The organism is Streptomyces sp. NPDC048291, assembly GCF_043201715.1.
Taxonomy (GTDB): Bacteria; Actinomycetota; Actinomycetes; order Streptomycetales; family Streptomycetaceae; genus Streptomyces.
In genome coordinates, this window is sequence record NZ_JBICZC010000002.1 from 585,295 (window position 1) to 609,311 (window position 24,017).

The window sequence follows — 24,017 nt, forward strand, 5'->3', positions numbered from 1 at the left end:
ACAATGAACGCCTATGACCGGTAAACACCGTGTTTCGCTCTTGCGATCATGCCGTGCACCGTAGAACCCTGGATGTCCAAAGTGCCGGTGTTTCGCGGCACTTGGGGGGTAGATAGCCGGTTGCCAGATCTGCGGGGTTGAGGGGCCCCGATCGTGAATCGGTGCCGAGGGGGGCACCACGCAACCGGACGGTCACGGTCCGTGTCCATTCTCTGTGGGAAGACTGTGCACCGCCATTGACGCCCGGCAGGGTCGAGGGGGATCCGAGCGGGCTCTGGGATCGATGAAACACGCGCTGATCTGCGTGTGGGGGGATGACTCATGACGTCGACGCCGATGGGCGCCCGGCAGGAACAGGACTACGACCCGTCACGGACCACACAGCTCCGGGTGCCCGCGCACCGCACCGCCGCCGCCCTGGGCCGCATAAAGAAGACCCTGCCCAGATACGACTACGAGCACTACAGCCGGCTCGCGGGCCCCCTCACCCAGCCCGACCCGGGCCGGCCGTACACCGTGCAGTACCGCTCGCTGCTCTCCCAGGAACCGCACCGCGTGCGCGCCGCGCTGATGCTGGGCGCGGCCCCGCTGCTCTCGCTGGTCCTGCTGGCCTGGCTGCTGCAGCCCGAGCACTGGACCCAGCGGGACTACCCGGCGTACGACTTTCTCCCGGCCCTCGACATCGTGATGCTGGTGTCGATCGGCCTGATCGAGTTCTTCCGCTGCATGAACGTGCTGTCCAACGCGCACGCCACCCTGGTCGCCCGCGACCCGGTCCCGGTGATCCCGGAGACCGGCACCCGGGTCGCCTTCATCACCACGTTCGTGCCCGGCAAGGAACCCCTCGACATGGTCACCCGGACCCTGGAGGCGGCCGTCCGGCTGCGCCACCGGGGCCTGCTGCACGTCTGGCTGCTCGACGAGGGCGACGACCCGGAGGTGAAGGAGGTCTGCGCGCGCCTGGGCGTGCACCACTTCACCCGCAAGGGCGTCGAGAAGTGGAACCGGCCGAAGGGCCCGCACCGCGCGAAGACCAAGCACGGCAACTACAACGCCTGGCTGGAGGCGCACGGCGACGAGTACGACTTCTTCGCCTCCGTCGACACCGACCACGTCCCGCTCCCCAACTACCTGGAGCGGATGCTGGGTTACTTCCGCGACCCGGACGTCGGCTTCGTCATCGGCCCGCAGGTCTACGGCAACTACGACACCTTCGTCACCAAGGCCGCCGAGTCCCAGCAGTTCCTCTTCCACGCCCTGATCCAGCGCGCCGGCAACCGCTACGGCGCCCCCATGTTCGTCGGCACCTCCAACGCCGTACGGATCAGGGCGATCAGGCAGATCGGCGGCCTGTACGACTCGATCACCGAGGACATGGCGACCGGCTTCGAGATGCACCGCGCGAAGAACCCGGCGACGGGGAGGAAGTGGCGCTCGGTCTACACCCCGGACGTACTCGCGGTCGGCGAGGGCCCGAACGCCTGGACCGACTTCTTCACCCAGCAGCTGCGCTGGTCCCGGGGCACGTACGAGACGATCCTCAAGCAGTACTGGAAGGGCCTGTTCAGCCTCGGTCCCGGCAAGCTCTTCAACTACACGATGATGATCATCTTCTACCCGATGTCGGCCCTCAACTGGATACTGGCCGCGCTGAGCTGCGCGCTGTTCCTGGGCCTGGGCGCCTCGGGCGTGAACATCGACCCCGCCGTGTGGCTGATGCTCTACGGCAACGCCTCCGCGCTCCAGATCGGCCTCTACATCTGGAACCGCCGGCACAACGTCTCCCCGCACGAGCCGGAGGGCTCCGGCGGCGTGGCCGGCATGGTGATGTCGGCCCTCTCCGCACCCATCTACGCCCGCTCGCTCATGGACGCCGTCCTGCGCCGCAGGAGCAAGTTCGTGGTCACCCCGAAGGGCGAGTCGGCGAGCCCCGACACCCTCTTCGGGACCTTCCGCATCCACTGGTTCTTCATCCTGGTCTTCGGCGGCTCGCTCACCGCCGGCTTCCTCGGCGGCCACTCGCAGCCGGCGATGCTGACCTGGGCGACACTGGCGCTGCTGATCACGGCGGCCCCGATCCTCGCCTGGCAGTACACCCTGCGGACGGAGAGCAGGGCGCCCGAGCCGTCGGCCGAGCCGGAGGACGCGGTGCCGGCCGGGTACCGGCCCGCGGGACACGCACCGCAGCAGCGGCCGACCTGGACGCCGCCCGCCGGCACCCCCGTGGAGCAGACCCTGCGGATCGCTCTCGGCGGACCGGGCGGACACGGCGGGCTCGGCGCCCGCCGCGGGCCGGGAGGTCGTGAGGAATGAACGACAGCGCCGGCCGTCGCCGGGCCCGCCGGCTCGCGATCACCACGGTGGTCGTGCTCGCCCTGGCAGGCATGAACGGGCCGTGGCTGTACCGCTTCGGGACCGACCGGTACCACCAGTACAAGATCAACAGACCGGAGTACAAGGCCTCGAACGGGCACTGGGACATCATCGAGTTCCCGAAGGAGTACCGCCAGGACACCATCCACGCGGTACTCCTGCACACCGGAAAGGTGCTGCTGGTCGCGGGCTCGGGCAACAACCAGGACAACTTCGACGCGAAGATCTACGACAGCCGGATCTGGGACCCGGTCAAGGGCACGATCAGGAAGGTGCCCACCCCGGCCGACCTGTTCTGCACCGGCCACACCCAGCTCGCCAACGGCAACATCCTGATCGCGGGCGGCACCAAGCAGTACGAGAAGCTCAAGGGCGACGTCAAGAAGGCCGGCGGCGTCATGATCCTCTACAACGAGAACCCGGACAAACCGATGACCCTGCCCAAGGGCACCCGGTTCACCGGCAAGCAGAACGGCAAGACGTTCGTCTCCGACGACTCGGCGCTGATCCCGCGCGCGACCAAGGTCTTCGACAGCAAGACCGGCAGGTTCCTGCGGAACAACCCCGGTTACGCCCGGGTCGTCGTGGAGGCGCCCAGGCAGGGCACGAAGTACGAGACCGGCACCCAGGACAACTACAGCATCGAGGGTCTGGCCGGCGCCGACGCCCGCAACACCTACGGCATCGCCAACAAGCTCGGCATGGACAAGCGGGACTTCGAGGGCATCAAGAACGCCTACGAATTCGATCCGGTCGCCGAGAAGTACATCAAGGTCGACCCGATGAACGAGGCCCGCTGGTATCCGACGCTGACGACCCTGTCCGACGGGAAGATCCTCAGTGTCTCCGGGCTCGACGACATCGGGCAGCTGGTGCCCGGCAAGAACGAGGTCTTCGACCCGGCGACGAAGACCTGGACGTACACGAAGTACAAGCGCCAGTTCCCGACCTACCCCGCGCTGTTCCTGCTGGAGAACGGCAAGCTCTTCTACTCCGGTTCCAACGCCGGGTACGGACCGGACGACGTCGGCCGGGACCCCGGCATCTGGGACGTCGACACCAACGGGTTCACCAAGCTGCCCGGGCTCAGCGACCCGAACATGCTGGAGACGTCGGGGACGGTGCTGCTGCCGCCGGCGCAGGACGAGAAGTACCTGGTGGTGGGGGGTGGCGGGGTCGGCGAGTCCGCGCTGTCCACGAAGCGGACGCGGCTGATCGACCTGAAGGACCCGAACCCGAGGTTCGTCGACGGCCCCTCGCTGGAGAAGGGGACACGGTATCCGCAGATCTCGGTACTGCCGGACGACAGCGTGCTGGTGTCCGGCGGCTCCGAGGACTACCGGGGGCGCGGCGCCTCGGACATCAGGCAGGCGCGGATCTACGACACCGCGACGAACTCCTTCCGGAGGGTGGCCGATCCTCTGGTGGGGCGCGACTACCACTCCGGGTCGATCCTGCTGCCGGACGGGCGGGTCATGTTCTTCGGCTCCAACCCGCTGTTCGCGGACAAGGCCGACACCAAGCCGGGGGTCTTCGAGCAGCGGATCGAGATCTACACGCCGCCGTACCTGTACCGGGACTCCCGGCCGTCGCTGAGCGGGGGGCCGCAGACGATCGCGCGGGGCGGGACGGGGACGTTCACCTCGCGGCACGCTTCGTCCGTCAAGAAGGTGCGGTTGATACGGCCGAGTGCGACCACGCATGTGACGGACGTGGACCAGCGGAGCGTGGCGCTGGCCTTCAAGACGTCGGGGAACAAGGTCACCGTGACCGTGCCGGAGAACCGGAACCTGGTTCCTTCGGGGTGGTACATGATTTTCGTGGATGACGATCAGGGGACGCCGAGCAAGGCGCAGTGGGTGAAGGTGCCCTAGCGCTCCCGCGGGTTCGGGTTTCGGGTGCGGGAGCGCTGTGGCTGGTCGCGCAGTTCCCCGCGCCCCTGGTGCTCTGACCGGGAAGGTTCTCTGTGGCGTTCGTCCAGGCCGTTGGATGTGCGGTGATGTCCGGTCCGACTGCTGGGGGTTTGGTGGCACAGCCTGTCCGTGTGCGCAGACTGACCGACCAGGAGGGGCGGAAGCTGCAGCAGATCGTGCGCCGGGGCAGCACCAGTTCGGTGCGTTACCGGCGCGCGGTGATGCTGCTGGCCGCGGCCGGCGGGAACCGGGTGCCGGTGACCGCGAAGCTGGTGCAGGCCGGTGAGGACACAACTCGCCGTCTACCCGCGGAAAGTCCACGGCCGTGTCATCCGGATCGGCCGCGAGGCGTTACGGTGCCTGCTCGCCCGCCGCGGCGTCACCTTCCAGCGGACCAGGACGTGGAAGGAATCGCCCGATCCGGAGCGCGACGCCAAGCTGGACCGCATCGAGGAGGTGCTGGAGCGTTTCCCGGACCGTGTCTTTGCGTTCGACGAGTTCGGGCCGCTCGGTATCCGGCCCACCGCCGGGCCGGGCAGGGCCGGCCCGAGCGGCATCCCGCGACCTACCACCGCACCCACGGGGTCCGCCACTTCCACGGGTGCTACCCGATCGGCGACGACACCCTCTGGGGCGTCAACCGCCTCAAGAAGGGTGCCGCGAACACTCTGGCCGCGCTGAAGTCGATCCGGGCCGCCCGCCCCGACGGCGCCCCGATCTGTCTCATCCTGGACAACCTGTCCGCCCACGAAGTCGCCGACATCCGTCGCTGGGCGAAGAAGAACAAGGTCAACCTGTGCTTCACCCCGACCTATGCGTCCTGGGCCAACCCGATTGAGGCCCACTTCGGACCGCTGCGGCAGTTCACCATCGCCAACTCCCACCACCCCAACCATCCCGTGCAGACGCGGGCCCTGCACGCCTACCTGCGGTGGCGCAACGCCGACGCCCGCCACCGCGACGTCCTGGCCGCCGAGCGCAGAGAACGCACCCGCATCCGCAGCGAGAAGGGCATCCGCTGGGGCGGACGCCTCCTCACCGCTGCAGTTGCCTGAACAACCCGGCGAACCCCTGCGGTCAGAACGCTCAGCTCCCGGCGAACCTGGTGATCAGGTTGTGGGGTGTGCCGTCGCCCAGGATCTCGTGGAGATCGGGGGCTTCAGCGGCGGATGCGGCGCTGCGGGGGAACATGGCCTGCTCGTATGCGGTGAGCGCGGTCTCGATGTCGTCGGGGTGTGCGGCGATGGCCTTGCCGAGTTCGGCGCCGTCGTACATGGCCAGGTTGGCGCCTTCGCCGTTCGGGCCCGTGAGGTGGGCGGCGTCGCCTATCAGGGTCACCCCCGGCACCCGGTCCCACCGGTGCTCGACGGGCAGGGTATGGAGGGTGCGCAGGACCGGTGCGGTCTCACCGTCGGTGATCAGCGCGGTGAGCTCCGGTGCCCAGCCATCGAACTCCCGCACGATCCGCGCGGTGGCCGCGGGGGGACTGGTGAAGTCGATGCCGGTGAACCAGTCCTGCCGCCTGGCAAGCATCACCCAGGTGTGGAAGTTCCCGTCGCGCTCCCGGTGCGCCATGATTCCCTTTCCCGGCTCAAGCACCATGGTTGCTCCGGCGCCGAGGGTCTTCGCGTTGGCCGGGTGCCGGGTGTCGCCGCCGAACAGGTAGGTCTCGACGAACGAGATGCCGATGTACTCGGGGGCCGCATCGGACAGCAACGGCCGGACCCTCGACCAGGCGCCGTCCGCGCCCACCAGCAGGCTCGTGGTGACGGTGGCGCCGTCGGCGAAGGCCACCTCATGGCGGCCGTCGCCGAGGGCACGGACACCGCTGACCTTGCGCCCCCATCGGACAGTGCCGGCCGGGAGCGAGTCGAGCAGCATCTGCCGCAACTCGCCACGCAGGACCTCGGGGCTGCCACCCGTACCGTCGTCCGGCAGGTCGAAGAGGATCTTCCCGTCCCGGTCCAGGACCCGCATCGCCTGACGTCCCTCCAGGACGATGCCGCGGAACTCGTCCATCAAACCGGCGATCCGCAAGGCCAGTTGGCCGTTGTAGTCGCGGATGTCGAGCAGCCCGCCCTGCGTGCGCGCCGTCGGGGAAGGCTCCGCCTCGTAGACCGTGGACGGGATTCCGTGGACGTGCAGGACACGAGCGAGTGTGAGACCGCCGAGTCCTGCGCCGATGATCGTGACGTGAGTGCTCATAGTGATTCCTCGCGTGTTCATGCCTGCCGGATGCCCCCCGGCAGGACCTCCACAGAACGTTCCAGACCCCGCCGACAAAGCGCCGACGCCTCAGCGACAACCGTCACCGACAGCCGACAGACCACCGACAGCACACCGACACCACGGACGCGCATGTCAAAGCGGCGTACAGGCAGACGCGCTCACCCGCGAGCACATCACCGAGAGCTGCCAGCGAGCTGCTTGACGCGGGCGGCGGGTGCGGGCTGACATTCCGGGTGCTGACCGGACACCTGGCCACCGGGCCGGGGCCATCCAGGCATGTTGCGAACAGTGAACTGTTCGGCGCTGTGAGCGATGCTTCACCGGCTGACAACAGGCTTGTCCACACACCCAGCTGTAGGAGCGGACGTCGCCGCACATACAACGGCCGGAACGACCGCCCGGCGAACCTTCCCGGTCACAGCACTAGGGGGTTGATCCCTGCGCCAGTTTCAAGGCGTAGGTGGGCCACCAATTTCCTGCCTGGGGGCCGCCCTTGCAGGTGCCGTCGGATTCGCCGGGGCGTTTGACCCACAGGTAGGCGTCGACCGAGGGGTCGGCCGTCTTCGTCGTCGGGGTCTCCCCCAGGGACCGGCCCGGCGGGTTGCACCAGCGCTCCTCCGGATCGCCGCCTGCGTACGGGCCGTTGCCGTTTCGGCTGGTGTCGATGACGAAGTGTTTGCTGCCGACCTTTGCCGAGAGCTGCTTGCCGTAGGTGATGGAGTCCTGGGTGGAGTAGAAGTTGGAGACGTTGACGGCGAAGCCGTCCGCCTGGGCGATGCCCGCCTGCTGGAGGGGGCGGTAGATCTGGTCGGGGTGGCCCCAGCCGGCGTTGCCGGCGTCCAGGTAGACCTTGGTGGACTTGAGGGACTTGAGCTTGCCGACCGCGTAGTTCAGGAGGCTGTAGCGCTCCTCCTGGAACTGGGACTGTGTGCAGCCGTCGACCATGTGCAGGACGGCGTCCGGTTCGAGGATCACCGTGGCGGGACGGTCCTGGATGCCCCGGGCGACCCCGTCGATCCACGCCCGGTAGGCGTCGCCGTCGGCCGCGCCGCCCTGGCTGTACTGGCCGCAGTCGCGGTGCGGGATGTCGTAGAGGACCAGGAGGGCCGTGCGGTCGGACTTCTGGGCGGCCTCGGTGAAGCCGCGCGCCTCCTGCTCCGGGTTCTCCGGGCCGATCCACTCGCCGGTCGGCTGTGCCGCTATCTTGCGGATCTGCTCGGCGTCGGAGTCCTTGCCCGCCTTCGCGTAGGCCTTCACCTGGCGGGCCGCGTTGGAGTCCGGGTTCACCCAGAACGGGTCGGCCTCCTTGGGCTGTTGGGTGATCGCCGCCTGCGGACTCGCGGCCGGCTTGTCCCCGGCTCCGCCGCCGCCCGAGGAGCACCCGGCGAGCAGCAGCGCCGCCCCCAGTGCCCCGGCTCGGGCCGCCGAGCGGGCCCCCCTGCTGTCGTACATCCAATTCCCCCCTGGGTGCACTTGGCCAGAGCCCAATCGTGACATACCCACCGCACTCGCCACGAGATCGCCCAACCCTTGTCGGTGAGCTGTTACAGCCCTCGTTGACGGGCGAGTCGGCGGGCGAGTCGGCGGGGTACGGCGGGAGGCTTGGCGGGCGCGAACCTAGGCCCGGGCGCCGGTTGCCCTCTAGAGTCGCTTGCGGGCGGCCCGGACACCGGCCCGCCCTTCCCAGCCTCCCGCGCCTGACGCCGGGCTACTCCCGCAGCCCGAGCGCGCGCGGTCGAGGACCGGCCCGGTCGGCGGTCTCAGGGGAGCAGGCCGTCGACCGGGCGACAGGTGGGTGCGGCGCCACGGTTCTATACGGCGGTGCCCGTGAGGTACGCCGAGACGACCACGTTCGCCGTGTAGCTGTCGGTCGTCCGGTCGAAGGTGCCGCCGCAGGTGATCAGGCGGAGCTCGGCGCGGCCCGACTCCCGCGTGCCGTAGGCCTGTTGGGCGTCGAAGTGGTCGCGGGGCAGGACCCGGACGTCGTCGACGGTGAACTCGGCGACCGTGTTGTCGGCGCGGACCACGCGGATCGTCTCGCCGGGGCGCATCGCGCTGATCTTGTAGAAGACGGCGGGCCGGGTCTCGGTGTCGACGTGCCCGACCAGGACCGCGGTGCCGGCCGCGCCGGGGTCGGTCCCGGAGCCGTACCAGCCGACCACGCCGGGCTGGTCGAAGGGCGGCGGATCGACCCCGCCGTCCCCGTCGAGGCCGCGGACGACCACGGGGGCCTGCACGCCCAGGTCCGGTATGTCGAGGCGCTCGGGCACGGCCGAGGCCAACGGCTTGGCGGCGGGCGGGAGTTCGGGATCCGAGGGCGGGCGGCCGACGGCGGCCACGTCCCCCGTGGTGGGCCCCGTCACGGCGTCGGGTATCTCGGTCACCCCGCGGCCCCACAGCCACAGCCCGAGCAGCAGGACCGCCCAGGCCACCCCGGTCAGCAGCCGTCCGGTGCCGGGGGAACGTTCGGTGTCGTCGGACATCGTGCTCCCGTCCTCAGCGCGAGCCGTGCCGGCGGCGGGCGCTCAGCAGTCCGACGGCGACCGCGGCGAAAGCGGCGAGAACCAGACCGGTGACCGCCTGCGCGGTGCCGGGACCGGCCGAGCGGGCGTCCACCGAGGCGAGCGGAGCGGTGCCGCCGCCGCCCGCGTGCACGGGCGCGAATGGCGAGGCGGGCAGCACGCCGGGCGTGTCCTGCTGCGCCGAGGACTCCCGTACGACGGTGACGCTGCCGGTGACGGCGGAGCCGCCGCAGCTGACCTGCACGGTGTAGGTGCCGGCGCCGGCCGTGGAGCGGACCTGGGCCTGGCCGGTCAGGTCGCCGCCGGTGCCGCCGAGGCGGGCGTCCGAGACGAAGGCCGTCGAGACGGCGGTGCCGGTCGTACCGGAGCAGCCGCTCGCCCGCAGCGCCACCACGGATCCGGCGGACGGGGAAGCAGGGGTCACGGCGACGCCCCGGCCGTCCGCCGCGAGGGCGACCGCCGGGGCGAGGCCGGCGGCACAGACCAGGAGTCCGGCACCGAGAGTGAGGGGAATTGAGCCCATCGTGAACCTCCAGATATCTGGAGGCTCCCCCGCACGGGGCGCCCCCGCATCCTCTGGGGGCGCCTTCTTGCTCCGTACGGGTGGTCTCGGGTCCTGAACCGGTTCAGATCCGGTCGACGAGGTCCGCGATCGAGTCCACGGTCTCGGAGGGCCGGAAGGGGTAGCGGTCGACGTCGTCCGGCTGGGTGACGCCGGACAGCACCAGGAAGGTGCGCATCCCGGCCTCCAGGCCCGCGAGGACGTCGGTGTCCATGCGGTCGCCGATCATCGCGGAGGTCTCCGAGTGGGCGCCGATCGCGTTGAGGCCCGCCCTCATCATCAGCGGGTTGGGCTTGCCGACGAAGTACGGCTTCTTGCCGGTCGCGGCGGTGATCAGCGCGGCGACCGAGCCGGTGGCGGGCAGGTCGCCCTCCACGGACGGGCCGACGTTGTCGGGGTTGGTGGCGATGAACCGGGCGCCGTCGTTGATCAGCCGTACGGCCTTGGTCAGTGCCTCGAAGGAGTAGGTGCGGGTCTCGCCGAGGATGACGAAGTCGGGCTCGTGGTCGGTGAGGATGTACCCGACGTCGTGCAGGGCGGTGGTCAGGCCGGCCTCGCCGATGACGAAGGCGCTGCCGCCGGGCCGCTGGTCGTGCAGGAACTGGGCGGTGGCCAGCGCCGAGGTCCAGATGTTCTCCACCGGCACGTCGAGCCCCATCCGCCGCAGCCGTGCGTGCAGGTCACGGGCGGTGTAGATGGAGTTGTTGGTGAGCACCAGGAAGGGCCGTCCGGACTCCCGCAGCTTCTTCAGGAAGGCGTCCGCTCCGGGGATCGGGACCCCTTCGTGGATGAGAACCCCGTCCATGTCGGTGAGCCACGACTCGATGGGCTTGCGCTCTGCCATGTGGTGCGTCTCCTGGCGTGCGGATGCGTGCATGCGGTCTTGCTTGAGCTGGGGGCGCCGGAACCACGGCGTACCGACGCCCCCAGCCTAATCAGGACTGCGTGACTCCGACCCCGTCGATCACCCAGTACCGGTTGTTGCCGCCCGTGTACCGGAAACGGACCCTGGCGGAGGTCGCTCCGGCGGGGATCCGGAGGGTGACGGTCTCGGTCCGCGAGGGCACGTCGGCGGTGTGGGTGAGGGTGGCGGTGCGTCCGCCGGTGACCGGGTGGGCGGGGCTGACCAGGGTGGAGTCGAAGGTGCCGGTCAGGCTCCGTACGACACGGAGACCTCCGTGGGAGAGGGGCGCGCGGGCATGGCGACGCCCCCGGTGGTGCCAGGGGCGTCGCGGTCGTGCTCGGTGGTCCGGAGGGCGCTCAGCTGCCGGTCGCGGACTTCCAGGCGTCCACGTACGACGTCAGGTTCTTGTCGATGTCGTTCCAGTCCGGCGTGAACACGTCGACGCCGTCCATGAGTTCGGTCAGCGCGGCGGCGTTGGCGTCGGTGGCCTTGACGTCGGTGCGGGCGGTGAACCCGCCGCCGATCGAGCTGACCTCCTCCTGCTGCTTCCGCGCGAGCATGAAGTCGAGGAGCTTCTTGCCGTTCCCGGTGTGCGGGGCCCCGGTGAGCAGGCCGGCCGCGTAGGGCAGCGCGAAGGTGGTGGGCTTGCCGCCCTGGGCCGCCGGGAACCAGATGCCGAGGTTCGGCATGGTCTTGGCCTGGGCGAAGTTCATCTGGACGTCGCCGTTGGCGACCAGCAGTTCGCCCTTGTCGACCTTGGGGGCGAGCTTGCCGGTGGAGGCGGACGGGCCGACGTTGTTGGCCTGGAGTTTGCCGAGGTACTCCAGCGCCTGCTTCTCGCCGCCGAAGTCGTGGATCGCCTTGATCAGCACGGCGGTTCCGTCACCGGCGACACCGGGTGTGGAGTACTGGAGCTTGTTCTTGTACGTGCCGTCGAGCAGCTCCTCCCACGTCGTGGGCGCCTGCTTCAGCTCCTTCTTGTTGTAGACGAAGCCGAAGTAGTTGTTGACGACGGAGGTCCAGGTGCCGTCGGCGCCCTTGTCGGCGCCGCCGACCTGCGCCGATCCCTCGGGCCGGTACTTCTGCAACAGCCCCTTGCTGTCGGCCTGCTGGATGAACGGCGGGAGCGTGACCAGCACGTCGGCCTGCGGGTTACTCTTCTCCCGCAGGGCCCGCTGCACCACCTCGCCGGAACCGCCCTCGACGTACTTGACCTTGATGCCGGTCTGCTTGGTGAAGTCGGCGAAGACCTTGTCGTACCAGCCGTCGTTGTTCTCGCCCTTGAGACCGTCGGCGCTGTAGACGGTGACGGCCTTCTCGTCGGCGGCGGCCGAGGAGCCGCCGCAGGCGGAGAGCAGCGGGGTGGCGAGGAGGGAGACGGCTACGGCGATCTTGAGCGTGTTTCTGGACATGGTTCTGGGCATGGCGAGATGAACTCCTGGCTGGGAAGGCGGATGTGAGGAGGGGCTTCGACGGATCAGCGGTACGAGGCTCTGTTGCGGACGCGGGAGACGGCGAACAGGACGAGCAGGGTCGCCGTCATCAGGACCACCGCGAGCGCGGAGCCGGCGAACAGGGCGCCGCGGTCGGTGGCCGAGTAGATCAGGACCGGAAGCGGGGTCCAGTCGGGCGGATAGAGCATCATCGTGGCGCTCAGCTCACCCATGGAGAGGGCGAAGCAGAGCCCCGCGGCGGCGGTGAGCGAGGGCAGCAGCAGCGGCAGCCGGACCCGCCACAGCACATACGCCGGCCCGGCGCCGAGGGAGGCGGCGGCCTGCTCGTAGGCGGGGTCGAGACGGGTGATGGCGGCCGACACGGACTGGTAGGCGAAGGCCGTCACCAGCACGGTGTGGGCGAGGATCACGATCCACCGGGTGCCGTTGAGCAGCATCGGCGGCCTGGAGAAGGCCACCAGCAGCGACAGCCCGACCACGACCGACGGCACGGCGACCGGCAGCACGAACAGGGCGTCGACGACCCGCCGTTGCCGCTTCCCCAGCCCGGCCGCGGCGAGCGCGGCCCAGGTGCCGACGGCCAGCGCGAGCAGACTCGCGGTGACGGCCGTGACGAGGCTGGTGGTGAGCGCCTCCAGGGCGTCGCCGCGGGTGGCGGACCGGAAGTTGGCCACCGTCGCCCCCGAGGGCAGCACGCCGGACCAGTGGGTGGCGAAGGAGGCGCCGAGGACGACGAGGAGGGGCAGGGCGAAGAGCGGCACGAAGAGGACGACGAACACCGCCCACACCGCCCACCTGGCCCCGCGGCTATGCACCAGCACGACGGCTCACCACCCGGTAGAGGCCGTAGAGACCCACGGAGATCAGGACGTTGACGACGGCGACGACACAGGCGCCCGGGTAGTCGGACTCCAGGATCGCCTTGCTGTAGACGAGCATCGGCAGGGTGGTCACGCCCTTGGCCCCCGTGAAGAGCACGATCCCGAACTCGTTCAGGCAGAGCACCAGCACCAGACTCCCGCCGGCCGCCAGCGCGGGCAGCACCTCCGGCAGGATCACCCGCGCCACGATCCGCGGCGCCCGCGCCCCGAGACTCGACGCCGCCTCGATCTGCGCGGTGTCCACCTGCGAGAACGCGGCGAGCAGCGGCCGCATCACGAACGGCGTGAAGTAGGTGACCTCGGCGAGCAGCACCCCCCAGGGCGTGGTCAGGAACTGGAACGACCCGACGATCCCGGTCGTGCCGTAGATGAAGAGCAGCGCGAGCGTGATGAGGAACGACGGGAAGGAGAGGTAGACGTCGACGAACCGCGCCACCCCCTTCGCCCCGGGAAACGGCACGAACGCGATGACCAGCGCGAGCCCGAACCCGAGGACCATGCATCCGGCGGTGGAGGAGACGGCGATCCACACGGTGGTCCACAGCGCGTTACGGAACGACTCCGAGCCGAACACGTCGACATACGGCTGGAACGAGGTCCCACCGGTATCGGGGTGCACGGACTGCTGGACGACGAGGGCGAGCGGATAGAGAAAGAAGACGGCAAGCAATGCAACAGGCGGCACCACCGCCCACCTAAAGGGGCGCGGGGAACTGCGCGAACGCCCCCCACCGGCCCGCGGCCGAGTCACAACCTCACCCACGGCCAACCCCCGCAGGCAGCAACACCGCGTCCTCCGGCGCGAAGTGCAACGCCACGTCGTCCCCGAACCCCGGCGGATCCCGCAACTCCCGCAGATCGGCCATCACCTCATGCCCGCCCACCTCGACGTACAGCCGATGCGTGGCCCCCCGCCACTGGATGTCCTTCACGACACCCACAAGCTGGTTGGGCCCCTGCCCCAGCCCCACCAGGTGCGGCCGTACGCACAAGGTCGCCCGGGCCCCGGACACGGCCCCCGCCGTGTCCACCTTCACCCCGACCCCCGCGAAGTCGACACCCCCCGCCCCCACGGTCACCGGCAGCAGGTTCGCCCCGCCCACGAAGGACGCCGTGAACTCGTCGGCCGGCGCCCGGTAGAGCTCCGTCGGCGTCCCGCACGCCCGTAGCCGCGCCCTGTCCATGACGGCGATCCGGTCGGCCAGCGTCAGCGCCTCGACCTGGTCGTGGGTGACGTACAGGATGGACACGTCCGGCAACTCCCGGTGCAACCGGGCCAGTTCCGCCAGCATCCCGGACCGCAGCTGCGCGTCCAGCGCCGACAGCGGTTCGTCGAGGAGGAGTACGCCGGGCCGGATGGCCAACGCCCGCGCGATGGCCACCCGTTGCTGCTGGCCGCCGGACAGCTCCCGCGGATAGCGGCGCGCGTACGCCGCCATCCCGGTCATCTCCAGGGCCTCGGCGACCCGTTCCCGGATCTCGTCCTTGGCCGTCCTGCGCGCCCGCAGCCCGAAGGCCACGTTGTCGGCGACCCGCATGTGCGGGAACAGCGCGTACTGCTGCACCACCATCCCGATCCCCCGCCGGTGGGGCGGCAGGTCGGTGACGTCCCGGTCGCCGAGGAACACCCGCCCGGAGACGGGCCGTACGAACCCGGCGACCGCCCGCAGCGCGGTGGTCTTGCCGGAGCCGGACGGCCCGAGCAGGGCCATCACCTCGCCGGGCCCGACGGTGAGGTCGAGGGATTCGAGAGCGAGGCTGCCGGCGTTCCCGTCGTAGGCGACGCTCACCGACTCGAACCGGATACCGCCGCTGGTGCCGCCGCTGATCCCACCGCCGGTCCCGCTGCTCATGCGAGCGCTCCCGGCAGGTCGGCCACCGACGCCAGCACCCGGTGCGCCCCGGCCGCCCGCAGGGCATCCGCGTCGTGCGCCCCGGTCAGGACGCCGGCGACCAGCCCCGCCCCCGCGCGCACCCCGCTGAGCATGTCGTACGAGGTGTCGCCGACGACGGCGACCTGCCCGACCCCGTCGGCGGCCCGCGTCCGCAGGAACGCCGTCAGGACCATGTCGGGGTAGGGCCGCCCGCGGCCCCCGGCGTCGGCCGGGCACAGGGTGAGCGGGACCAGGTCCCGCCAGCCGAGGGCGGCGAGGATCGCGTCCTGGGTCGCGCGGGCGAAACCGGTGGTCAGCACGACCGTACGGCCCTGCCGCCGCAGTTCCTCGATGGTCTCGCGCGCCCCGGGCAGCGCCTCGACCCTGCCCCCGTCGACGAGTTCGGCGTAGGCCGCCTCGAAGGCCTTGTTGGCCTCCTGGGCCAGGCCCTCCTCCCCGAACAGGTGCCGGAAGACGGAGATCTTGGACTCGCCCATGGTGGCGCGGACGTAGTCGATCATCCGGTCGGGGTCGGCACCCAGGTGGCGGGCGGCAGCGGTGAACGCCTGCTCGACGAGGCCGCCGTCCGCGACGGTCGTACCGGCCATGTCGAGCACGACGAGCCGGATGCCGTCGGTCTTGTTCGTGGTCATCTGTGGTCACCAGCCCAACTGCTGTGCGGTCTGTTCGGCTATCGCGGGCGAGCAGGTCATGCCGCGCCCGCCGGGCCCGGTGACCAGCCACACCCCGTCGGCCACCTGCTGCCGGTGCACGACCCGCGAGGGGTCGGTGCACTGGGCGTACACCCCGGCCCAGCGGTGCCGGACGCGCGGCAGCGGCCGGCCGAGGAGGGCCTCGACGACGCCGGTGAGGTGCTCGTACGGCTCCTCGACGGTGTCGAAGGCGAAGGGGTGCTCGTACTCGTGGGTGTCGCCGATGGTGAGGCCGCCGTCGGCGCGCTGCACCATGAGCAGTTGCATGCGGTGCTCCCGCGCGGTGGGCGCCTGCGGCAGGCGGGCGTTGAGCTCGTCCAGGGCCGGGGAGGCGTACGCCGGGTAGTAGCGGAAGCTGTCGGCGTCGGCGACCGAGGTGGGGAGCGCTTCGCCGAGCGGGTCGGTCTGCATCATCTGGAGGCGGACGCGGCGTACCGGCAGGTCGGGCCCGGCCAGTTCGCGGACCAGGCCGCCGAGCCAGGCGCCGGTGCACAGGACGACGGCGTCGGCCCGGTGGACGTCGCCGTGGTCGTCGCGGACCGTGCCCGCGCCGGTCACCTCGCGGACCTCCCGGCCCGGCAGGAAGGTGTAGTTCGGGGACTTGAGCAGCTCGGCGCGGAGGGCGAGCTGGGCGGTGCGGGGTTCGACGGCCGCGTCCCGTTCGCAGTAGAGGGCCGCGTCGAAGGCTCCGCGCAGGGCGGGGTTGAGGGCGCGGGCCTCGGCGGGGGTCAGCAGCTTGTGGCCGCGGGCGGCCGCGTCGTCGCGGGCCACGGCGGCCTCGGCGACGGCGAGTTCGTACGCGCCTCGCACCGGGGTCAGCGACCCGTTGGCCCGGAAGCCGAGCGCGGGCACCCGGCCACCGATCTCCTCCCACAACTCCCTTGCCCGCAGGGCGGTTTCGAGCTCCGTTCCGCCCGCGCGCCCGCTCACCCAGATCTGCCCGAAGTTGCGCAGCGAGGCGCCGCGGGCCTCGGCCTCGCGCTCGATCTGCACGACCTCGTGGCCGCGTTCCATTGCCTGCCAGGCGTGCATGGTGCCCACCACGCCTGCTCCGACGACTGTCACTCTCACGACGGCCACGCTCCTCGCGACTGGGGAACCGGAAAGGTCCGGCTGACAACGAGAGCGTGAACTGGTCATCACGTTTGGGCTAGACCCGTTATCCTTTCGTGACATCCGAGCGCGATCAGAAGCGGGTGAAATCGGCCGTTATCCGCCGCCGAGGTGGGCCGAGAACGAGAACCGGTCCCCCCGGTACAGCGACCGCACCCGCTCCAGCGGCCGTCCCCCGGTGTCCCGTGACACCCGGTGGATCAGCAGCATGGGAAGGGCCGGCGGGGTGCCGATCAGGAGGGCCTCGCGCGGGGTGGCCAGCACGGTCTCGATGCGTTCGTCGGCGTCCCCGAAGGCGATGCCCTTGTCGTGCAGGTAGCCGTAGAAGGAGGAGTCGGGGTGGAAGTCGGTGTCGAGGTGCGGGACCCGGGCGACGGCGACGTACGTGCTCTCCAGGCCGACCCGCTCGTCGTCGGCGAGCAGCACGCGCTCCAGGTGCCAGACGGGTTCGCCGCGCTCCAGGCCGGTCTCGGCGGCGAGGGCGGCCGGGCAGGGGAACCGGTCGAGGGTGACGAGGCTCCGGCCGGGGGTGCGGCCCTGCCGCCGTACGCCTTCGGTGTAGCTGGCGAGGGAGAGCGGCTGCTCCAGCTTGGGCCCCGCGACGACCGTGCCGCGGCCCTGCCGGCGCAGCTTGCCCTCCAGCACCAGCTCGCGCAGCGCCTGCCGGACGGTCTCGCGGGCGACCCCGTACTCCTCCGAAAGGTCGCGCTCGGTGGGGATGACGCTGCCCTCCCCCAGCGCGCCGACGAGCTGATCGATCCGCGCCTTCACCGCGTAGTACTTCGGGATGCGGCCGTGCTCCGGGATGCCGGAGCGGACGGGGGCACCGGGGGCCTGGTCGTTCGGGTAGTCCACGCAGGGATCGTCGCAGACGGGGCCCGTACGGCCGGACAGGGGGCACCGTCGGCGCCCGACCGCGGTCACCGCTGTCACACGACCGCGGTCACCGCCGCCGGCGGGCCAGCAGGAAGGCGCTCGCCCCTACGGCGAGGAGGGCGGCGGAGGCCGTGAACAGCCCGTGGGCCAGGCCGAGGCCGGTGCGGGCCAGTTCGCGGGCGCGCTCCCCGGCCTCCCAGGGTCCCCCTGCCCCCCAGGCGCCCCGGTTCTCCCAGGCCTCCCTGCGACGGTCCCAGGCCTCCCGGCCGTCCCGGCCTTCGCGGCGGCCGTCCCGGTTTCCGCCGGCCTCGTCGGTGCGGGGCGGGGCGCTGCCGCCGGGGGAGGCGGCGGGGGTGCCCTCGGGGGTGGCTCCCGGGCTCGCCTCCGGGCTGCTGTCGGGGCCGGTCCCTGCGGATGCCCCCGGGGATGTCTCCGGGGATGTCTCCGGGACGACCTGCGAGGAGCCGCCGGAAGGGACCGCGGGGACGGCGGGGGCGGCGGGCGCGACGCTCGCGGGTGGCAGCGGCGGTGCCTCGCCGCCGATGCCGAAGCGGTAGTCGTTCGACTCGCCGACCCACTCGCCGTCCGACCCCTGCCGCTGCACGACGGCCGCGTTGGCCGTGACCCCGTCGCGCACCGCGTCGGAGGTGACGGCGAGCCGCACCTTGACCGAGACGGTCGCCCCGGGCGCCACGGTGAGCCCCGGGAAGCCGGTCCCCTCGAAGACGCCGACCAGCTCGGACTCGTCGGTCTCCGTCAGCGGGACCGGCCGGGTGCGCGGACCGTCGTAGAACTCCAGCTCGGTCTGGGACGGCTTGAGGGCCTTCTTGTCGTCGACGAGGACGACGACCGGGTGGATGGCGGCGCAGGTGCGGCCGGTGGTGTTGGTGAGGTCGAGGTACCAGGTGCCGAAGCCGCCGCCGGGCTCGTAGGACGAGGGGCCGTCGTGGAGGCGGGTGGTGAGGGGGAAGCCCTGCTGGTCGGCGCCCGCGCAGGACGCCTCGGCGACGGCGGGGGCGGCCGTCGCCAGTGGGGCGGGGACGAGTACGGCGGCTGCGGCGGCCAGGCAGAGGGACAGGGGAGTGCTCAGTCGCATGCGCATGGACAGGTGACTCTGCCGCCCGGAAGCGGGGTCCGCCGAACGCCACTCCGCGCCCGAACCAATAGTCCGCCCGATCAGCCGTCGCCCCGCACCCCGCACCCCGCACCCCGCACCCCGCACCCCGCACCCCGCACCCGGTTCACCGTCGCCTGCGCGCCGAACCCACCGCTCCTCCTCGCCCCGTCGCTCTTCCTCACCCCGCCGCGGCGGCGATCAACCACGACGGTGGATTTCGGCGGTGCCGGACGGCCGGTGGGCACCTGCGGGCCGGTGGGGGCTGGTCGCGCAGTTCCCCGCGCCCCTGGGGGGACTGCGCCACCTGCGCTCACAACGCACCCCGTCCCTCTCCCTCGTCAGCCGTCGGCGCGACCGAACAGCGGGGCGAGGAGCAGTTGGGCCGCGCCCTCCGCGACGCCCCGGCCACCGCCGGGAGCGAGGCGGACGGGGACGGCCGTGCGCAGGCTGCCCTCCCGCCGGGTGTGGGCGTCGAGGACGGCGGCGACCCCCCGTACGAAGGGCTCGGGCGCGGCGGCGATCGTGCGGCCGCCGAGCAGCACGAGGTCGATGTCGAGCAGGCCGGCCAGGTTCGCGGCGCCGACGCCGAGGACGCGCGCCGCCTCGGCCACGTCGCCGCGGGCCACCGCCGCCAGGCACAGCGCCTCGATGCAGCCGCGGTTGCCGCAGTGGCAGGGCGGCCCGTCGAGCTGGACGACCTGGTGCCCGAACTCCCCGGCCCCGGTCCGCGCCCCCCGGTGCACGGTGTCGCCGATCACCAGGCCGGCGCCCAGCCCCGTACCGAGGAGCAGGCAGGCGAAGGAGCCGCCCTCGCCGCCGACGGCGAGTCCGAGGGCCGCCGCGTTGCTGTCCTTGTCGACGACGACCGGCACGCCGAGCCGCTCCGCGAGCGCGTCCCGCAGCGGGAAGCCGTCCCACTCGGGGAACCCGGTGACCCGGTGCAGCACCCCGTGGCTGTGGTCGAGCGGCCCCGGCGCCCCGACCCCGACCCCGAGCAGGGTGTCGCCGCCGCGCTCGGCCAGTTCCCCGGCCAGCTCCACGACCGCGCCGAGGACGGCGTCCGACCCGGCCCCCAGGTCCACCGCCTCCTGCCGCTCCGCGACCACCGTGCCGTCGAGGTCGACGAGCACCGCCCGCAGTTCGTCCCGGTCGAGCTGGATCCCCACCGCGTGCCCGGCATCCGGCACCAGCCGCAGCACGGTGGCCGGCTTGCCGCCGGTGGACGCGCGCCGCCCGGCCTCCACGGCGAGGCCGTCCTCCCGCAGCCGGGCGGTGATCTTGCTGACCGCCTGCGGGGTGAGCCCGGTCCGCTCGGCCAGTTCGAGCCGGCTGATGCCGTCCTCCCCCGCCGTACGCAGCAGGTCCAGCACCAGCGCGCTGTTGTGGCTGCGCATGGCCGGCAGGTTCGCCCCGACCGCCCCCGGCCGACCGCCGCCCGCACCGGGCCGACCGCCGGCCACACCCGGCCGACCGCCGGCCACACCCGCGCGCCCGTCGGCCACACCCGGCCGCCCGCTCCTCGTCCTGTTCACGCCACTCATTCTCCCTCCCACTTGCACTTTGGCAACAGCGTTGCCAAAGTAGGACGCATGACAGCTGCTGCCACTCCCCTCCGCGTCGGCCTCATCGGCTACGGCCTCGCGGGATCCGTCTTCCACGCCCCCCTGATCGCCGCCGCCGAGGGCCTCGCCCTGGACACGGTGGTCACCTCGAACCCCGAGCGGCAGGCGCAGGCCGAGGCGGAGTTCCCGGACGTCCGGACGGTCGCCACCCCCGAGGAGCTGTTCGACCGGACCGCCGAGCTCGACCTGGTCGTCATCGCGTCCCCGAACCGGACGCACGTCCCGCTGGCGACGACCGCACTCAAGGCGGGCCTCCCGGTCGTGGTCGACAAGCCGGTCGCCGGCACCGCGGCCGAGGCGCGCGAGCTGGCCGCCCTCGCCGAGGAGCGCGGTCTGCTGCTCTCGGTCTTCCAGAACCGCCGCTGGGACAACGACTTCCTGACGCTCCGCAAGCTGCTGGCGGACGGCGAGCTCGGCGACGCCTGGCGCTTCGAGTCCCGCTTCGAGCGCTGGCGTCCGCAGCCCAAGGGCGGCTGGCGCGAGTCCGGCGACCCGGCAGAGATCGGAGGTCTCCTCTACGACCTCGGCAGCCACGTCGTCGACCAGGCCCTGGTCCTCTTCGGCCCCGCCACCGCGGTGTACGCCGAGGCGGTGATCCGCCGGGCCGGCGCCGAGACGGACGACGACACCTTCATCGCCGTCACGCACGCGAACGGCGTCCGCTCCCACCTCTACGCCTCGGCGACGACGGCCCAACTCGGCCCGCGCTTCAGGGTGCTGGGCTCGAAGGCCGGTTACGTCAAGTACGGCCTGGACCCGCAGGAGGACGCCCTGCGCAAGGGCGAGCGCCCGGGCACCTCGGCCGCCTGGGGCGAGGAGCCCGAGTCGCTGTACGGCCGGATCGGCGCCGGGGAGTCCCCGGTCACCGGCGGCGGCCGTACCGTCCCCACCCTCCCCGGCGACTACCCCGCGTACTACGCGGCCGTGGCCCGGGCCCTGCGGGGCGAGGGCCCCAACCCGGTGACCGCGCTGGAGGCGGCCGCCGCCCTGGACGTCCTGGAAGCAGCCCGCCGTTCGGCACGAGACAAGGTGACGGTGACCCTCTGATGCACCACCCGCAGCTCACCCCGAGGACCGCTCCCGAACTCACTCCGCCCGTGGAGGAGTTGGAGAAGCAGGAACGCCGCCTGGTGTTCCGGCAGTTCACCTACGACGACGCGTGGGCGCTCGGCTCCCTGCTGGTGGAGATGGCCCGGGAGCGGCAGGCCCCCGTCGCCATCGACATCCACCGCGGCGGCCAGCAGCTCTTCCACGCGGCCCTGCCCGGCTCCACCCCCGACAACGACGCCTGGATCACCCGCAAGCGCCGCGTCGTCGAGCGCTACGGCTCGGCCTCCTACCTGGTCGGCGCCCGCTGCCGCGCCAAGGGCACGACCTTCGAGGAGTCCTCCCGCCTCGACCCGGACGAGTACGCGGCCCACGGCGGCTCCTTCCCGATCACCGTGGAGAACGCCGGCGTCATCGGCTCGGTGACGGTCTCGGGCCTCCCCCAACTCCAGGACCACCGCCTCGTGGTGGAAGCACTGGAGAAGTTCCTGAAGCTGTAAACGCCGCCGACTACAGCGCCCCGTCAGGGGCGCTGGGGGTACCCCCGGTCGAAGACTGGGGGAGGAACTGCGCGACCAGCCACATCCGGCCCGCAGCCGACCGACCGGCGCAGTTCCCCGACCCTCGCAGCGGAGCGCCTACGCGTCCTTGAACTCCTGCCGCTGACGACCGAGCCCCGCGATCTCCAGCTCCACCACATCCCCGGCCCGCAGGAACGGCTTCGGCTCAGGCGCACCCAGCGCCACCCCCGCCGGAGTCCCGGTGTTGATGACATCACCCGGGTACAGCACCATGAACCGGCTGACGTAGCGCACGACTTCGGCGACCGGGAAGATCTGCTCGGCGGTGGTCCCGTCCTGCTTCAGCTCGCCGTTCACCCAGAGCCTGAGCGACAGGTCCTGCGGGTCGCCGACCTCGTCGGCCGTCACCAGCCACGGCCCGAGCGGGTTGAACGTCTCGCAGTTCTTCCCCTTGTCCCAGGTCCCGCCCCGCTCGATCTGGAACTCCCGCTCGGACACGTCGTGCGCGACGGCGTACCCGGCGACGTAGGCCAGCGGATCCTCGTCGTCGGCCACATAGCGGGCCGTACGCCCGATGACCACCGCCAGCTCCACCTCCCAGTCGGTCTTCACCGACCCGCGCGGCACCAGCACGGTGTCGTTCGGCCCCACGACCGTGTCCGCGGCCTTGAAGAAGACGACCGGCTCGGCCGGCGGCTCGGCCCCCGTCTCGCGGGCGTGGTCGTGGTAGTTGAGCCCGATGCACACGACCTTCCCGATCCGCCCCAGCGGCGGCCCGATCCGCAGCCCGGTCGCGTCGAGCGCGGGCAGCTCCCCCGCCTCGGCGGCGGCCCGGACCCGCCCGAGCGCCGCGGCGTCGGCGAGCAGCGCCCCGTCGATGTCGTCGACGATCCCCGTCAGGTCCCGCAGGACACCCTCGGCGTCGAGCAGCGCGGGCCGCTCCGCACCCTCTGTACCGACTCGCAGCAGCTTCATGGTCGTCACCATCTCCCTTGACAGCAGTCGCCCGGCCGATGGGTGCAGCCATCGGAGGACTGGTCGATCCTCCAAGATGAACGTGCAGCGGGCAAGAGCCTGTTCATGTACTGGACCGTAGGCACCGAGGTCCTCACCTGTACAGCACGGCGCGCTCCACCGCGCTCCACGTCGTGCTGGTCACCACGTACAGCGCGGCGGCCAGCGGCACCACGGCCACGGTGATCAGCGTGAAGTACGACAGGTACGGCATCACCTTGGTGACCGCGCCCATCCCCGGCACCTGCTGGTCCCCCTCGCCCGGCACCCCCACCGGCACCGCTGCCGCCGTCGTCCGCCGGGCGCGCCGGAAGTTGAAGGTGGCGACGGCGGCGACCACCGCGAACAGCGCCAGATAGACCAGCCCGGCGCCGCTCCCGAACCCGCCGTCGGCGAGGACGTCGCTCCACCGCCCGCCGAGCGGAGCACCCAGCAGCGCATGGGACAGCAGACCGTTGCCGTGACCGCCGACGGTCGAGTTGGAGAAGAGGTGGTAGAGCACGAAGAACGCGGGCAGTTGCAGCAGTCCCGGCAGGCAGCCGGAGAGCGGCGACACCTTCTCCGCCGCGTGGAGTTCCAGCACCGCCTTCTGCAGGGCCTCCTGGTTCTTCCCGTGCTTCTCGCGCAGCTCGGCGATTCTCGGCTGGAGCGCGGCCCGGGCGCGCTGGCCTCGGGCGGCGGCCCGGGACAGGGGATGCACGAGCAGTCGTACGAGCGCGGTGAACAGGACGATCGCGGCGGCGGCCGAGGAGGCGTGGCAGAGCGGCTGGAGCAGATCGGCGAGCTGCTCGACCAGCCCCGCGAACACGGACATCAAATCGGACATGAAAGCGGACATGGGTGGGAGCCCTCCGGGGGTCTCGTCGTGCCGTGCGTGCCGTGGTGAAGAGGTGGAACGGCATGACGACGCACGCGAGGTCACCCGGGGCCAGGGGACCGGGGTGGTCTACGCGGGGGTCGCCGGGAGGGCGTGTCCGGGTGCTCGCGGGCGGCTGCGGCCCTTCGCGTCCGGGTCGCGTTGCGGCAGGAAGGCCGTACGCCGGGCCCGGTCGCGTATCGCCGTACGGACCCGGGTGGGCGGCACGGCGGGCGCGGAGCGGGCGGCGAGGACCGAGCAGAGGGCGAGGGCCGAGCCGGCGGCGGCGGTCGCGGCGAGCGCGACGGTGGTGAAGAGGCTGCCGGAGTCGAGCAGCAGCAGGTCGAACAGCAGGAGCAGCAGGAGCGTGAGGGCGACAGGACGGGGCGACGGCACGGCCCAGCGGCGATTCACGTGCGCCCCTCC

22 protein-coding genes and 1 pseudogene are annotated in these 24,017 nt (G+C 71.6%); 5 read left to right on the forward strand and 18 right to left on the reverse strand.

What is annotated here, in order from left to right; genetic code table 11:
- Positions 1–321 precede the first annotated feature (321 nt).
- From ACGF5O_RS06915 to ACGF5O_RS06925, 3 genes and pseudogenes are all read left to right on the forward strand, one after another.
- Positions 322–2,313 carry a glycosyltransferase family 2 protein gene (locus ACGF5O_RS06915; protein ID WP_393808836.1) on the forward strand — a complete coding sequence of 664 codons (1,992 nt, stop codon included), beginning with the start codon at positions 322–324 and terminating at the stop codon, positions 2,311–2,313.
- Positions 2,310–4,247, forward strand: coding sequence for a galactose oxidase-like domain-containing protein (locus ACGF5O_RS06920; protein ID WP_393808837.1), 1,938 nt, complete (start codon positions 2,310–2,312; stop codon positions 4,245–4,247). The genes ACGF5O_RS06915 and ACGF5O_RS06920 overlap by 4 nt, the downstream gene beginning before the upstream one ends.
- A 152-nt stretch (positions 4,248–4,399) precedes the next feature.
- A pseudogene (locus tag ACGF5O_RS06925) lies at positions 4,400–5,341 on the forward strand (transposase).
- 31 nt (positions 5,342–5,372) lie between these two features.
- Here the strand turns inward: ACGF5O_RS06925 and ACGF5O_RS06930 are convergent.
- From ACGF5O_RS06930 to ACGF5O_RS07000, 15 genes are all read right to left on the reverse strand, one after another.
- Positions 5,373–6,491 carry an FAD-dependent oxidoreductase gene (locus ACGF5O_RS06930; RefSeq protein WP_393808838.1) on the reverse strand — a complete coding sequence of 373 codons (1,119 nt, stop codon included), beginning with the start codon at positions 6,489–6,491 and terminating at the stop codon, positions 5,373–5,375.
- A 447-nt stretch (positions 6,492–6,938) separates the two neighbouring features.
- The gene (locus tag ACGF5O_RS06935) at positions 6,939–7,967 is read right to left on the reverse strand and encodes a glycoside hydrolase family 6 protein (RefSeq protein WP_393808839.1); all 1,029 of its coding nucleotides are present in this window, start codon (positions 7,965–7,967) and stop codon (positions 6,939–6,941) included.
- A 359-nt stretch (positions 7,968–8,326) separates the two neighbouring features.
- Entirely contained in the window at positions 8,327–8,998 is a 672-nt protein-coding gene (locus ACGF5O_RS06940; protein WP_393808840.1) for a class F sortase, read from the reverse strand.
- Between the two features lie 13 nt (positions 8,999–9,011).
- Complete coding sequence (locus tag ACGF5O_RS06945) at positions 9,012–9,560, reverse strand: hypothetical protein (RefSeq protein WP_393808841.1); 549 nt, start codon at positions 9,558–9,560, stop codon at positions 9,012–9,014.
- Positions 9,561–9,663: 103 nt separating this feature from the next.
- Positions 9,664–10,443 carry an HAD-IIA family hydrolase gene (locus tag ACGF5O_RS06950; protein ID WP_362586635.1) on the reverse strand — a complete coding sequence of 260 codons (780 nt, stop codon included), beginning with the start codon at positions 10,441–10,443 and terminating at the stop codon, positions 9,664–9,666.
- A 91-nt stretch (positions 10,444–10,534) separates the two neighbouring features.
- Positions 10,535–10,666: a hypothetical protein gene (locus ACGF5O_RS06955; RefSeq protein ID WP_393808842.1), complete on the reverse strand. Its 132-nt coding sequence runs from the start codon at positions 10,664–10,666 to the stop codon at positions 10,535–10,537.
- A gap of 193 nt (positions 10,667–10,859) precedes the next feature.
- On the reverse strand, positions 10,860–11,915 hold the full coding sequence (locus tag ACGF5O_RS06960) for a 2-aminoethylphosphonate ABC transporter substrate-binding protein (protein WP_393808843.1): 1,056 nt from the start codon (positions 11,913–11,915) through the stop codon (positions 10,860–10,862).
- Positions 11,916–11,980: 65 nt separating this feature from the next.
- Positions 11,981–12,778, reverse strand: coding sequence for an ABC transporter permease (locus ACGF5O_RS06965; protein ID WP_393808844.1), 798 nt, complete (start codon positions 12,776–12,778; stop codon positions 11,981–11,983).
- Positions 12,765–13,526, reverse strand: coding sequence for a 2-aminoethylphosphonate ABC transporter permease subunit (locus tag ACGF5O_RS06970; protein ID WP_393808845.1), 762 nt, complete (start codon positions 13,524–13,526; stop codon positions 12,765–12,767). The genes ACGF5O_RS06965 and ACGF5O_RS06970 overlap by 14 nt, the downstream gene beginning before the upstream one ends.
- Before the next feature lie 67 nt (positions 13,527–13,593).
- A complete protein-coding gene (locus ACGF5O_RS06975) occupies positions 13,594–14,691 on the reverse strand; it encodes an ABC transporter ATP-binding protein (protein ID WP_393808846.1) in 1,098 nt (365 codons plus the stop codon).
- Complete coding sequence (locus ACGF5O_RS06980; RefSeq protein WP_393808847.1) at positions 14,688–15,365, reverse strand: phosphonatase-like hydrolase; 678 nt, start codon at positions 15,363–15,365, stop codon at positions 14,688–14,690. The genes ACGF5O_RS06975 and ACGF5O_RS06980 overlap by 4 nt, the downstream gene beginning before the upstream one ends.
- Positions 15,366–15,371: 6 nt before the next feature.
- Positions 15,372–16,496, reverse strand: a complete 1,125-nt coding sequence (locus ACGF5O_RS06985; protein WP_393808848.1) for a TIGR03364 family FAD-dependent oxidoreductase — start codon at positions 16,494–16,496, stop codon at positions 15,372–15,374.
- 138 nt (positions 16,497–16,634) lie between these two features.
- Positions 16,635–17,393 carry a GntR family transcriptional regulator gene (locus tag ACGF5O_RS06990; protein ID WP_393808849.1) on the reverse strand — a complete coding sequence of 253 codons (759 nt, stop codon included), beginning with the start codon at positions 17,391–17,393 and terminating at the stop codon, positions 16,635–16,637.
- Positions 17,394–17,481: 88 nt separating this feature from the next.
- Positions 17,482–18,516, reverse strand: a complete 1,035-nt coding sequence (locus ACGF5O_RS06995) for a hypothetical protein (protein ID WP_393808850.1) — start codon at positions 18,514–18,516, stop codon at positions 17,482–17,484.
- A gap of 353 nt (positions 18,517–18,869) precedes the next feature.
- The gene (locus tag ACGF5O_RS07000) at positions 18,870–19,925 is read right to left on the reverse strand and encodes an ROK family protein (RefSeq protein ID WP_393808851.1); all 1,056 of its coding nucleotides are present in this window, start codon (positions 19,923–19,925) and stop codon (positions 18,870–18,872) included.
- A gap of 195 nt (positions 19,926–20,120) precedes the next feature.
- Between ACGF5O_RS07000 and ACGF5O_RS07005 the strand changes: the two genes are divergently transcribed.
- Entirely contained in the window at positions 20,121–21,200 is a 1,080-nt protein-coding gene (locus tag ACGF5O_RS07005; RefSeq protein WP_393808852.1) for a Gfo/Idh/MocA family oxidoreductase, read from the forward strand.
- Entirely contained in the window at positions 21,200–21,700 is a 501-nt protein-coding gene (locus tag ACGF5O_RS07010) for a heme-degrading domain-containing protein (protein ID WP_393808853.1), read from the forward strand. Before ACGF5O_RS07005 ends, ACGF5O_RS07010 begins: the two co-directional genes overlap by 1 nt.
- A gap of 138 nt (positions 21,701–21,838) precedes the next feature.
- On the opposite strand, the gene ACGF5O_RS07015 is transcribed toward ACGF5O_RS07010, so the two are convergent.
- The 3 genes from ACGF5O_RS07015 to ACGF5O_RS07025 form a co-directional block, all read right to left on the reverse strand.
- Positions 21,839–22,696 (reverse strand): fumarylacetoacetate hydrolase family protein, encoded by an 858-nt coding sequence (locus tag ACGF5O_RS07015; RefSeq protein WP_393808854.1) that lies wholly within the window; start codon positions 22,694–22,696, stop codon positions 21,839–21,841.
- A gap of 133 nt (positions 22,697–22,829) precedes the next feature.
- On the reverse strand, positions 22,830–23,561 hold the full coding sequence (locus ACGF5O_RS07020) for a YidC/Oxa1 family membrane protein insertase (protein WP_393808855.1): 732 nt from the start codon (positions 23,559–23,561) through the stop codon (positions 22,830–22,832).
- A 120-nt stretch (positions 23,562–23,681) separates the two neighbouring features.
- Complete coding sequence (locus ACGF5O_RS07025; protein ID WP_393808856.1) at positions 23,682–24,005, reverse strand: DUF6412 domain-containing protein; 324 nt, start codon at positions 24,003–24,005, stop codon at positions 23,682–23,684.
- Between the last annotated feature and the right edge of the window lie 12 nt (positions 24,006–24,017).